This window comes from Streptomyces sp. NPDC014882 (assembly GCF_043081325.1).
Lineage (GTDB): Bacteria > Actinomycetota > Actinomycetes > Streptomycetales > Streptomycetaceae > Streptomyces.
This window is the reverse complement of the sequence record NZ_JBIBWL010000001.1, coordinates 827643-839356: the sequence shown is the minus strand read 5'-3', so window position 1 is coordinate 839356 and position 11714 is coordinate 827643. Positions and strand designations below refer to the sequence as shown.

Genomic DNA, 11714 nt, shown 5'->3' with positions numbered 1-11714 from the left:
ACTTCTGTCCGGCTCAACAGCCATCCGCCCCGCGGCATTCCCCGCCGTTCACCCGAGTGACGCGGTCCACCCGGCGACCGCCGCGGTGATCGTCTCCAGGGCCTGCTCCTGGGTGACCGGGGCCCTCTTGGGCACGGCGAAACCGTGATCGCCGCCGGGCACCTCGACGAGCTCGTACGTCCCCTCGGGAAACTCCCCGGGCTTGCCGAAGGGGTCGTTGCCCCCCTGGACGACGAGCGTGGGCACCGCGACGCCGAGCAGTTCGGCGGCCCGGGACCGCTCCGGCCTGCCGGGCGGGTGGAGCGGGAAGCCGAGCGCGAGCACGGCGTGGGCGCCGAGTTCGGTCGCGGTGCGGCAGGCCACGCGGGCGCCCGCGCTGCGGCCGCCGGAGATCACCGGCAGGCCGGGGGCCGCGACGGCCGCCCAGATCCCGCGCCAGCCGGCGTCGAGTGTCCTCGGTGCGGGCGCCACCTTCTTCCCGGCGACCCGCCAGGGCTGCTCGACGAGGGCGACACTGACGCCGTGCCCGGGGAGGACGTCGGCGAGCGCGCGCAGATCACGCGCCTCGATGCCGCCGCCGGCCCCGTGGCTCACGGCGAGGACCAGCCTCGGCCGCTTCGCCCGGTGCCAGGTGATGCGGGCGGGCCCGGCGTCGGTGTCGACGGTCCGGACCGTCCCGGTGGTCCCGGCGGCGTCGCCGGCCCCGGGGGTCCCGGCGGCCCCGGTGGCCCCGTTCTTCTCGGTGGTTCTGGTGGTCCTGGTGGTCCTGGTGGTCACGTCTGCCGCATCCGTCCCGTCGGTCACGTCAGAAGAGTGTGCCCTCCTCGGGGCCCTCCAGCTCTCTCAGCAGCTCGGGGCCGTTGTTGCGGACGTTGCTCACGGCGGTCGACACCGGGTAGGCGCGCATCAGGCCGGGCGGGGGCGGCTCGAGCAGGGAACGCAGGTCCTCGACGTCCGTACGGGACGGGTCCAGCCAGGCGTCCCAGCGGTCGGGGGTGAGCATCAGGGGCATCCGGGGGTGGATGTCGTGCAGCGTGCGCGGACCCTCGGCGGGGGGCACGGCGAGCGGGCTCGTCTCCGCCTCCGTGGTGATCACCGAGCAGGTCGCCCACCACGCCTGCGGATGGTCGTCCGGCAGCGTGCGGTCGCGCCAGAACTCGTAGAGGCCGGCCATCGCGAAGACCGAGCCGTCGGCCGGGAGCACGAAGTAGGGCTGCTTGCGGGGCCGCTTCTTCCGGCCCTCGACCTCCAGGTCGCGCTCCTGCCGCCCGGTGACCCACTCGTAGTAGCCGTCGGCCGGGATCACGCAGCGGCGGGTGGCGAAGGCGCGGCGGAACGACGGCTTCTCGTGGACGGTCTCCGCGCGCGCGTTGATCATCCGGGCGGCGCCCTCGGGCGTCTTCGACCAGGACGGGACCAGGCCCCACCTGAGTCTGCGCAGCTGACGAACCGGGCGCGGATCCGGCGCGTCCTTCAGAGGACGGTCCAGGACCACGTGGACCTCCTTGGTGGGGGCCACGTTGTAGTCGGGCCCGAGGTCCTCCTCGGGCTCCCGCTCCTCGATCTTCTCGATCTCAAAGGTTTCCGCGAGATCCTCGGGCCTGCGACTCGCTGCATACCGTCCGCACATGCGTGCCACACTGCCAGATTCCGTAGGACGAGAGGGAGCCACCCGACATCATGGACAGCACCGCCGCCACCGCGCTGCCCGACCTCTGGGACCGGCTCGTCGGCACCCAGTCCGACCCCGACCTGTGGGTGGTGATCGCCACCATGGTCGCCGCGCTGGCGGTGGTCGTGCCGCACACGCTCTGGCGCCTCTCCCGCAACGCCGTCACCATCGCCCACGAGGGCGGTCACGGTCTGGTCGCCCTGCTGACCGGCCGTCGGCTGACCGGCATACGCCTGCACTCCGACACCAGCGGCCTGACCCTGAGCCGGGGCAAGCCGTACGGCCTCGGCATGATCCTGACCGCGGCCGCCGGCTACACCGCTCCCCCGCTGCTGGGCCTGGGCGGCGCCGCGCTGCTCGGTGCCGGCCGCATCACGCTGCTGCTGTGGCTGGCGACGGCGCTGCTGGTGGCGATGCTGGTGATGATCCGCAACGCGTACGGGGTGCTGACGGTGTTCCTCACGGGCGGCACGTTCCTGCTGGTGTCCTGGCTGGCCGATGCCCAGGTGCAGGCGGCGTTCGCGTACGCGGTGGTGTGGTTCCTGCTGCTGGGCGGCGTGCGTCCGGCCTTCGAACTCCAGGCGAAGCGGTCCCGCGGCGGTGCCGGGGACTCGGACGCGGACCAGTTGTCCCGCCTGACCCACGTGCCGGCGGGCCTGTGGCTGTTCCTCTTCCACGCGGTGAGCCTGTGCGCGCTGCTGGGCGGCGGGCGCTGGCTGCTGGGGGTGTGAGGGGCGCCTTCGGGGGCGTGTGAGGGGGCGCGGGCCGTCCGGACGCGGGCGTGCGCCTCCCCGGCCGGCCCCCGTGCCGGACCGCCCCGGCCATGCCCTGCTTATACAGTGGGCCCATGGCCCCGAACCCCGCCCACACCGCCCTCTGGCCCGCCCCGCACGCGAGCGAGGCCGTCGACGCGACGGTCCACGTGCCGGGGTCCAAGTCGGTCACGAACCGCGCTCTCGTCCTGGCCGCCCTGGCCTCCGAACCCGGCTGGCTGCGCCGTCCCCTCCGCTCCCGCGACACCCTGCTCATGGCGGGCGCCCTGCGCGCGATGGGCGTGGGCATCGAGGAGGGCGTGGGACCCGACGGAACCGGCGAGGCCTGGCGCGTGCTGCCCGCGGGGCTCCGCGGCCCGGCCACCGTCGACGTCGGCAACGCGGGCACGGTGATGCGCTTCCTGCCGCCGGTCGCCACGCTGGCCGACGGTCCGGTCCGCTTCGACGGCGACCCGCGCTCGTACGAACGTCCCCTGGCCAGCGTGATCGACGCCCTGCGCGCGCTCGGCGCGCGCATCGACGACGACGGCCGGGGCTCGCTGCCGCTCACCGTGCACGGCGGGGGCGCGCTGGACGGCGGCCCGGTCGAGGTCGACGCCTCCTCCTCGTCGCAGTTCGTGAGCGCCCTGCTGCTGTCGGGGCCGCGCTTCAACCAGGGCGTCGAGGTCCGGCACACCGGCGCCACGCTGCCCTCCCTGCCGCACATCCGGATGACGGTGGACATGCTGCGCGCGGTGGGCGCCCAGGTGGACACCCCGGAGTCGGGCGGCGAGCCGAACGTCTGGCGGGTCACGCCGGGCGCGCTGCTCGGCCGGGACCTGACCATCGAGCCGGACCTGTCCAACGCGCAGCCGTTCCTCGCGGCGGCACTGGTGACCGGCGGTCGGATCGTCGTACCGGACTGGCCGGCCCGGACCACCCAACCGGGGGACCGGCTGCGGGAGATCTTCACCGAGATGGGCGGTTCCTGCGAACTGACCGAGCAGGGCCTGGCCTTCACCGGGTCGGGCGCGATCCACGGCATCGACGTCGACCTGGGCGACGTCGGCGAGCTGACCCCGGGCATCGCGGCGGTCGCCGCCCTCGCCGACTCCCCCTCCACCCTGCGGGGCGTGGCGCACCTGCGGCTGCACGAGACGGACCGCCTGGCCGCGCTCACCAAGGAGATCAACGAGCTGGGCGGCGACGTCACCGAGACCGCCGACGGCCTGCGCATCCGCCCGCGCCGGCTGCACGGCGGGATCTTCCACACCTACGACGACCACCGCATGGCCACGGCCGGTGCGGTCATCGGCCTGGCCGTGGAGGGCGTGCAGATCGAGAACGTGGCCACGACGGCGAAGACGCTGCCGGACTTCCCCGACCTGTGGACGGGCATGCTCGGGGCGTCCGGGGCATAGGGACGTTCGCCATGCGCCGCTACGGCAAGCACACCGACGAGGACGACATCCGCAGCCGCCCGAACCGCAAGGGCAACCGGCCGCGTACGCACATCCGCCCCAAGCACGAGGACGCGGCCGACGGCATGGTCCTCACCGTCGACCGGGGTCGGCTCACCTGCCTCGTCGAGGACCGCATCGTGATGGCGATGAAGGCCCGCGAACTGGGCCGCAAGGCGGCGGTCGTCGGTGACCGGGTCGCCCTGGTCGGCGACCTGTCGGGCACGAAGGACACCCTGGCGCGCATCGTCCGCATCGCGGAGCGCACCTCGGTGCTGCGCCGCACCGCGGACGACGACGACCCGTACGAGCGGGTGGTGGTCGCCAACGCCGACCAGCTCGCGATCGTCACCGCCCTGGCCGATCCCGAGCCGCGCCCGCGGCTGATCGACCGCTGCCTGGTCGCGGCGTTCGACGGCGGCCTGACCCCGCTGCTCGTCATGACGAAGTCGGACCTGGCGTCCCCGGACAAGCTGCTGGAGCTGTACGGCCACCTCGACATCCCTTACGTCGTCACCAACCGCGAGCAGCTGGCGAGCGGCGACGCGGCGGAGCTGGTGCGCGAGCAGCTGGCCGGGCGGGTCACGGCGTTCGTCGGTCACTCCGGCGTCGGCAAGACGACCCTGGTGAACGCGCTGGTCCCCGAGGAGCGGCGGCGGGTGACAGGGCACGTCAACGCGGTCACGGGCCGCGGCCGGCACACCACCACCTCGGCGCTGGCCCTGCCCCTGAGCGGCACCGACGACTGGGTCATCGACACCCCCGGCATCCGTTCCTTCGGGCTGGCCCACATCGATCCGTCGCGCGTCATCCTCGCCTTCCCCGACCTGGTGCCGGGTACGGAGGGCTGCCCGCGCGCGTGCAGCCACGACGAGCAGGACTGCGCGCTGGACGCGTGGGTGGCCGAGGGGCACGCGGACCCGGCGCGGCTGTACTCGCTGCGGCGCCTGCTGTCGACGAGGGAGCGCACGGAAGGCGACTGACCCTCGCGTGTTTGTGGGTGCCGGGGTTCGGTAAGTGCATAATCGCACCGAGCCGCTTACAGGGGAGGACAGCACATGGCGTGGCTGCTGGTCGTCGTCGCGGGAATGCTCGAGACCGGCTTCGCCGTCTGCCTGAAGCTGTCGCACGGTTTCACCAGGCTGTGGCCGACGATCGCCTTCGCCGCGTTCGCCCTGGGCAGCTTCGGCCTGCTGACCCTCTCCCTGAAGAAACTCGACGTCGGCCCGGCCTACGCGGTCTGGACCGGCATCGGCGCGGCCGGCACCGCGATCTACGGGATGATCTTCTTGGGCGACCTGGTGTCCGTGCTGAAGATCGTCTCGATCAGCTTCGTGATCATCGGCGTGATCGGCCTCCAGCTGTCGGGCTCGGCCCACTAGGACCCGGCACGCGGGGGCGACGGCACCTCCCGGTCCGCGTCCTGCCGGCGCAGGGTCCCCCGCACCAGCTCCCCCACCGTGCCCCCGGCCCCCGGCGGCGCCGCCACGCAGGACAGCGCGAGCCCCACCGCCACCTCGCAGACCGGCCCCGCCCCACCCCCGCTCCCCCCGCCCACCGCGGTCGCGGCCCGATCGTACGGCGGTCACCAGATCCGCCGACGAGGGCAGGGCGGCGTCCGCCCGGCGCTGCGCGGGCACGGCGAAAAACGACACCACCGCGGCCGGGTCCCACCGGTCCCGGCCAGACCCCCACCGGTCCCACCCGGTCCCCGCCAGACTCCCGCCGGATCTCCGCCGGATCCCCGCAGGGTCCCCGACGGGCCCTGTGTGGCCCCGCCCCCACCACGGCGGATACCGTTCGTCCCATGCCGGACTACCACGACGACCTCCGCCTCGCGCACGTCCTCGCGGACGCCGCCGACGCCGCGACCATGGCCCGCTTCAAGGCCCTCGACCTCAAGGTCGAGACCAAACCGGACATGACCCCGGTGAGCGAGGCGGACAAGGCCGCCGAGGAGCTGATCCGCGGCCAGCTCCAGCGCGCCCGCCCGCGCGACGCGATCCTGGGCGAGGAGTACGGCGTCGAGGGGACGGGTCCCCGCCGCTGGGTGATCGACCCGATCGACGGCACGAAGAACTACGTGCGCGGCGTCCCCGTCTGGGCCACCCTCATCTCGCTGACGGAGGCCGCCGAGGGCGGCTACCAGCCCGTCGTGGGCGTCGTGTCCGCCCCGGCGCTGGGCCGCCGCTGGTGGGCCGCCAAGGGCCACGGCGCCTACACCGGCCGCAGCCTGACCTCCGCGAGCCGCATGCACGTCTCCCGCGTCTCACGGCTGTCGGACGCATCCTTCGCGTACTCCTCGCTCAGCGGCTGGGAGGAGCAGGGGCGGCTGAACGGCTTCCTGGACCTCACCCGCGAGGTCTGGCGCACGCGCGCGTACGGCGATTTCTGGCCGTACATGATGGTGGCCGAGGGCTCGGTCGACCTGTGCGCGGAACCCGAGCTGTCCCTGTGGGACATGGCGGCCACGGCGATCGTCGTGACGGAGGCCGGCGGTACGTTCACCGGCCTGGACGGCCGTCCGGGCCCGCACAGCGGCAACGCCGCCGCGTCGAACGGGCTGCTCCACGACGAGCTGCTGGGCTACCTCAACGAGCGCGACTGACCGACACGAATGAGCGCGCGCGCCCTCAACTGGACGCGCACGCCCTCTTGTTGACCCCCGCTTTACCTGCCACCCTGACGACACCCCCACTTGTGAATTTGTGAATCCGCGCACCAGCGGGTTCGTAGGAGGTGTTCAGCCCATGCTCGTCCGCGACGCCATGAGCACGGTGGTGCTCACCATCGGCCCCGCACACACCCTCCGGCAGGCCGCCGCCCTGATGTCCGCACGCCGCGTCGGCGCGGCCCTGGTGCTCGACCCGGACGCCGGTGGCATCGGCATCCTCACCGAGCGGGACATCCTCAACTCCGTGGCCCGGGGCGAGGACCCGGACGCGGAACGCACCCACGCCCACACCACCAACAACGTCGTCTTCGCCGCCCCGACCTGGACCCTGGAGGAGGCGGCCGCGGCCATGGCGCACGGCGGCTTCCGGCACCTCGTCGTCCTGGACCGCGAGGAGGCCGTCGGCGTCGTCTCCGTCCGCGACCTCATCCGCTGCTGGGCCCCCGCACGGCAACCCGCCCCGGCCCTGTGAGCACGGACGGGCCGGACCTCCCGAAGGGGGTCCGGCCCGTCCGCTCACGACAAGCGGTCCAGTGCTGGAGTGTCAGCCGCGCAGGGCCTGGACCGCGGCCTCCAGCCGCTTGCCGTAGTCCGCGTCGGCCCGACGGAAGTTGTCGATCGCCCGTTCCGCGATGTCGTCGCGGGAGACCTTGGAGATGAAGCCCGCCAGGTTGCCGATCAGGCGTTCCTTCTCGTCCTCCGACATCAGCCGGTAGAGGTTGCCCGCCTGCACGAAGTCGTCGTCCTCGGCGTGGACCGGCGCCGGGTGGTTGCCGGTGCCGCCGGTCACGGCGGTCGCGGACCACAGCGGACGGTCGGTCTGGGACGGTCCGCCGAAGCTGTTCGGCTCGTAGTTCCTCGCCCCGCCGTGGCGGCCGTCGTACAGGAGGCCGTCCCGCGCGTGGGTGCGCGCCGCGGTGGCGTGCGGGCGGTTCACCGGCAGGTGGTCGGCGTTGATGCCGACGCGGTAGCGGTGGGCGTCACCGTAGGCGAAGAGGCGGCCCTGGAGCATCTTGTCGGGCGAGGGGCCGATGCCGGGCACGAAGTGCGCCGGCGAGAAGATCGACTGCTCGACCTCGGCGAAGACGTTCTCCGGGTTGCGGTTGAGTTCCAGCCTGCCGAACTCGATCACCGGGTAGTCGGCGTGCGGCCACACCTTGGTGAGGTCGAACGGGTTGAACCGGTACGTCGCCGCGTCGGCCACCGGCATGACCTGCACGCCCACGGTCCAGGTCGGGTACTCGCCGCGCTCGATGGCCTCGCGCAGGTCCCGCTGGTGGGAGTCCGGGTCCTCGCCGGCGAGCCGGTTCGCCTCGGCCTGGGTGAGGTTCTTGATGCCCTGGTCGGTCTTGAAGTGGTACTTGACCCAGAAGGCCTCGCCGGCCTCGTTGTTCCACTGGTAGGTGTGCGAGCCGAAGCCGTCCATGTGGCGGTAGCTCGCCGGGATGCCGCGGTCGCCGAACAGCCAGGTCACCTGGTGGGTGCTCTCGGGGCTGAGCCCCCAGAAGTCCCAGACGTTGTCCGCCTCCTGCGAGCCCGTGTACGGGTCGCGCTTCTGGGTGTGGATGAAGTCGGGGAACTTGATGGCGTCCTTGATGAAGAACACCGGGGTGTTGTTGCCGACGAGGTCGTAGTTGCCCTCCTCGGTGTAGAACTTCAGCGCGAACCCGCGCGGGTCGCGCACGGCGTCCGCGGCCCCGAGGTTGCCCGCCACGGTCGAGAACCGCAGGAACGTCTCCGTCCGCTTGCCGACCTCGGAGAGGAACGCCGCCCTGGTGTACGGCGTGACGTCGGCGGTCACCGTGAAGGTGCCGTAGGCGCCGGCGCCGCGGGCGTGCACCACGCGCTCCGGGATGCGCTCACGGTTGAAGTGCGCCAGCTTCTCCAGGAGCAGCTGGTCCTGGAGGAGGACGGGGCCGCCGACGCCCGCGGTCTCGCTGTTCTGGTTGTCGGCCACCGGCGCGCCGGCCTCCGTCGTGAGCGGCCCCTGCGTCATGTGCGTCTCCTGCGTCATTCCCGACCGTTCCTGTCGCCTGGTCCCGTTGTCCGGCCCGGTTGCCCGGCATCGCCCGTTCCTGTTGCTTGGCCAAAGCCGGGATCGATCCTACAATAGACATTGTCTAAGTCAAGCAAGCATCCAAAGTCACACCTGTTCGGGACTCGTTCCCCCCTCCTGTTAGGCTGGTGCCATGAGTGACCTTCTGGAACGGCTGCGCGGACGCGGATGGCGGATGACCGCGCAGCGGCGCGTCGTGGCCGAGGTCCTCGACGGCGAACACGTCCACCTGACGGCCGACGAGGTCCACGCGCGGGCCGTCGCCAAGCTGCCCGAGATCTCCCGGGCGACCGTCTACAACACGCTCGGCGAGCTGGTCTCCCTCGGCGAGGTGCTCGAGGTCGCCACCGACAAGCGCGCCAAGCGGTACGACCCGAACGCGCACCGGCCGCACCACCACCTGGTCTGCGCCCAGTGCGGCGCGATCCGCGACGTCCACCCGAGCGGCAATCCGCTGGCCGACCTGCCCGACACCGAGCGCTTCGGCTTCACGGTCTCGGGCGTCGAGGTGACGTACCGCGGTGTCTGCCCGAACTGCGCGGCGGCACCGGCGTCGGCCTGATCCACGCGACACACGAGCCCCGGCGTCCGCCCTGGACGCCGGGGCTTCGCGTTGTCCGGGCGCCGTCCGCCGTTACCGGCACCGCCCGAGCCCGGCACTGCCCGAATCCCCGAGTCCGGCGCCGTCCGCGTCGGGCACGGCCCGAAAACGAACCGAGGGCCGGAACCCTTTCGGATTCCGGCCCTCGGCCTTCAGTAGCGGGGACAGGATTTGAACCTGCGACCTCTGGGTTATGAGCCCAGCGAGCTACCGAGCTGCTCCACCCCGCGTCGTTGAATGCAACGTTACGTCACGGGAACAGGAAGAAGCAAATCGATTCCCCGCCCCCTGTCGTCCCAGGTCAGGGCACGTCGCGCGAAGCTCACGCCGACAGTTCCTCCCGGAGGGCGTCCCGCAGCCGCGCGGCCCGCTCCGCCACCTCCCCCGGCCCGAGCGACACCGCGCGGTCCGCCCACCGCTGCCCCTCCGCCAGCTCTCCCCGCCGCGCGTAGACGAGGGCGAGCCGCAACGCCGCCCGCCCGTGCCCGGCATCGGCCGCGCGCGCCCACCACACGGCCGCCTCGGGCTCGCTGCCCTCCCTCGCGAGCAGCAGCCCCAGGTTGAAGGCGCCGTTGCGCGATCCTGCCTCCGCGGCCGTCCGGTACCACCGCGCGGCCTGCACCACGTCGCCGCGCGCGGCGGCCAGCATCCCGACCCGCACCTGCGCGCGCCGGTGCCCCTGGGTCGCCGCCCGCTCGTACCACTCCTCGCACTCGGTCTTCTCGTGCACGATCTCGCCCAGCTCGTGCGCCGGCTGGGGCGGCCGACGGGCGTCGAGCACGGACGCCAGCCGGTACGCCGCCTCCGCGCTGCCCCCGCCCGCCGCGCACCGCAGATGGCGTTCGGCGGCCTGTTCGTCACCCTCCCGCAGCCGGGCGATGCCGACCTGGAGCGCCGCCTCGGTGTGCCCGGCCGCGGCGGCCCGCTCGTACCAGCGCAGCGCGACCGCGTCCTCGCCGCGGCCGGCGAACAGGATGCCGAGGTTGAAGGCGGCGTCGACGCTGCCCGCCTCCGCGGCCTTGGAGAACCACGGCTCGGCCCCGGCCGCGTCCCCGCCCTGGAGCAGCAGGACGGCCAGCGCGTTGGCGGCCTCGCGGTGCCCGGCGTACGCGGCACGCCGGTACCACTGCTCGGCCTGCGCGGTACGGCCCTGCTCGGCGCAGAGCAGGGCGAGGTTGTAGGCGCCGTTGTCGTCGCCGGCGTCCATGGCCGCCCGGTACCAGCGTTCGGCGGTCTGGGTCTGGTGGCGCTCGGCGTACAGGGCGCCCAGCGCGTTGGCCGCGTTGCCGTCGCCGTCCTGTGCGGCGCGCAGCCACCACACGGCGGCGTTCTCGGTGTCACCGGCGTCGCGCAGCAGGAAACCGAGGGCGCAGGCCGCGCGGGGCTCGCCGTCCTTGGCGGACGTCAGGTACCAGCGCCCGGCCTCCTTCAGCTCGCCCCGCCGCTCCAGGATGGCCCCGAGGTGCAGCGCGGCCCGCCGGTGTCCGCGCGCGGCGGCCTGCCGGTACCACTGCTCGGCCTCCGCAGGCACGGCGACACCGTCGTCCGCCGCGTCCCGGCAGCCGTCGGCGGGCTGCGGCTCCCTGCGGTCGAGCGCCCGCGCGAGCCGGTACGCCGCCTCCCGGTGCCCGCGCTCGGCGGCGGCCCGCATCCACCGCTCGGCGCCCGGGTGGTCACCCCGGTGTTCCAGGAGGTCGGCCAGGGCGTAGGCGCCCAGGACGTGCCCCTGCTCGGCGGCCTGGCGCAGCCAGTACTCGGCGGCGGGTTCGTCGCCGCGCTCGCGGTGGTGACGGCCCAGCGCGTGCGCCGCGGGCGCGGAGCCGGCGACGGCGGCGACCCGCCACCAGCCGGCGGCCTCGTCGGGGTAGCCGCGCTGGTGGAGGAGGACGCCGAGGTTGTTGGCGGCGGCACGGTCGCCCGCCGTGGTGGCGGCGCGCAGATGGGGTTCGGCTCCGTCGAGATCGCCGCGGCGCAGCAGCAGGGCCCCGAGGACGCTCATCGCCTCGACGTCGCCGGCCTCGGCGGCGAGCCGTCGGCGCGCCTCCTCGACGGCATCCCCCGTCTCGTCCCGACCCATGTCCGGAGTCTCCTCCGAGGTCTCGTCCGGGGTGCCTTCCTCGCCGGAAGGCTGCACAAATCGCCCTGTCTCGAACAGAGTTGCCTTGTCCCCCATAACGTCCATCGTCGCACCACCTGCAACCCGGCCACACTTGGTATACCGCAGTCCGTGAGGTCACTTCAGCGTTTTGTCGACATGCCCACAGAGAGACAAGTCAAACACAGATGCCCCAACTCCCCACGTCGGCACGGCGGTACCTCGTGCGGGGACATGCGTTCGCACACCACGAAGGCCCGGATCCTTTTCAGGATCCGGGCCTTCGCCTGGAGTAGCGGGGACAGGATTTGAACCTGCGACCTCTGGGTTATGAGCCCAGCGAGCTACCGAGCTGCTCCACCCCGCGTCGTGTTCCACAACCGTACCACGACGCGGGGTGGTTC

The 11714-nt window shown here is 73.0% G+C and carries 11 protein-coding genes and 2 tRNA genes; 7 read left to right on the top strand and 6 right to left on the bottom strand.

The window, feature by feature from the left end; translation table 11 throughout:
* Nucleotides 1–48 precede the first annotated feature (48 nt).
* A complete protein-coding gene (locus ACF09K_RS03745) occupies nt 49–636 on the bottom strand; it encodes an alpha/beta family hydrolase (protein ID WP_392241033.1) in 588 nt (195 codons plus the stop codon).
* Between the two features lie 169 nt (nt 637–805).
* The gene (locus ACF09K_RS03740) at nt 806–1630 is read right to left on the bottom strand and encodes an SOS response-associated peptidase (protein ID WP_392240824.1); all 825 of its coding nucleotides are present in this window, start codon (nt 1628–1630) and stop codon (nt 806–808) included.
* A 50-nt stretch (nt 1631–1680) separates the two neighbouring features.
* Here ACF09K_RS03740 and ACF09K_RS03735 point away from each other — a divergent pair, with 50 nt between their 5' ends.
* The 6 genes from ACF09K_RS03735 to ACF09K_RS03710 all read left to right on the top strand — a co-directional run bounded on the left by ACF09K_RS03735 (nt 1681) and on the right by ACF09K_RS03710 (nt 7030).
* The gene (locus tag ACF09K_RS03735) at nt 1681–2403 is read left to right on the top strand and encodes a M50 family metallopeptidase (RefSeq protein ID WP_392240823.1); all 723 of its coding nucleotides are present in this window, start codon (nt 1681–1683) and stop codon (nt 2401–2403) included.
* 116 nt (nt 2404–2519) lie between these two features.
* Complete coding sequence (gene aroA, locus ACF09K_RS03730; protein WP_392240822.1) at nt 2520–3845, top strand: 3-phosphoshikimate 1-carboxyvinyltransferase; 1326 nt, start codon at nt 2520–2522, stop codon at nt 3843–3845.
* Between the two features lie 11 nt (nt 3846–3856).
* Nucleotides 3857–4867, top strand: a complete 1011-nt coding sequence (gene rsgA / locus ACF09K_RS03725) for a ribosome small subunit-dependent GTPase A (RefSeq protein ID WP_392240821.1) — start codon at nt 3857–3859, stop codon at nt 4865–4867.
* Between the two features lie 75 nt (nt 4868–4942).
* A complete protein-coding gene (locus tag ACF09K_RS03720) occupies nt 4943–5266 on the top strand; it encodes a DMT family transporter (protein WP_382784856.1) in 324 nt (107 codons plus the stop codon).
* 425 nt (nt 5267–5691) lie between these two features.
* Nucleotides 5692–6492 carry a histidinol-phosphatase gene (gene hisN, locus ACF09K_RS03715; protein ID WP_392240820.1) on the top strand — a complete coding sequence of 267 codons (801 nt, stop codon included), beginning with the start codon at nt 5692–5694 and terminating at the stop codon, nt 6490–6492.
* 142 nt (nt 6493–6634) lie between these two features.
* Complete coding sequence (locus ACF09K_RS03710; protein ID WP_392240819.1) at nt 6635–7030, top strand: cyclic nucleotide-binding/CBS domain-containing protein; 396 nt, start codon at nt 6635–6637, stop codon at nt 7028–7030.
* Nucleotides 7031–7102: 72 nt separating this feature from the next.
* Here the strand turns inward: ACF09K_RS03710 and ACF09K_RS03705 are convergent, their stop codons facing one another.
* Nucleotides 7103–8554 carry a catalase gene (locus ACF09K_RS03705; protein WP_392241032.1) on the bottom strand — a complete coding sequence of 484 codons (1452 nt, stop codon included), beginning with the start codon at nt 8552–8554 and terminating at the stop codon, nt 7103–7105.
* Between the two features lie 193 nt (nt 8555–8747).
* Between ACF09K_RS03705 and ACF09K_RS03700 the strand changes: the two genes are divergently transcribed.
* Nucleotides 8748–9176, top strand: a complete 429-nt coding sequence (locus ACF09K_RS03700; protein ID WP_392240818.1) for a Fur family transcriptional regulator — start codon at nt 8748–8750, stop codon at nt 9174–9176.
* 195 nt (nt 9177–9371) lie between these two features.
* Here the strand turns inward: ACF09K_RS03700 and ACF09K_RS03695 are convergent.
* From ACF09K_RS03695 to ACF09K_RS03685, 3 genes are all read right to left on the bottom strand, one after another.
* Nucleotides 9372–9445, bottom strand: a tRNA-Met gene (locus ACF09K_RS03695).
* A 92-nt stretch (nt 9446–9537) separates the two neighbouring features.
* Nucleotides 9538–11397, bottom strand: coding sequence for a tetratricopeptide repeat protein (locus tag ACF09K_RS03690; protein ID WP_392240817.1), 1860 nt, complete (start codon nt 11395–11397; stop codon nt 9538–9540).
* 206 nt (nt 11398–11603) lie between these two features.
* Nucleotides 11604–11677 (bottom strand) — tRNA-Met (locus tag ACF09K_RS03685).
* Nucleotides 11678–11714: the final 37 nt, after the last annotated feature.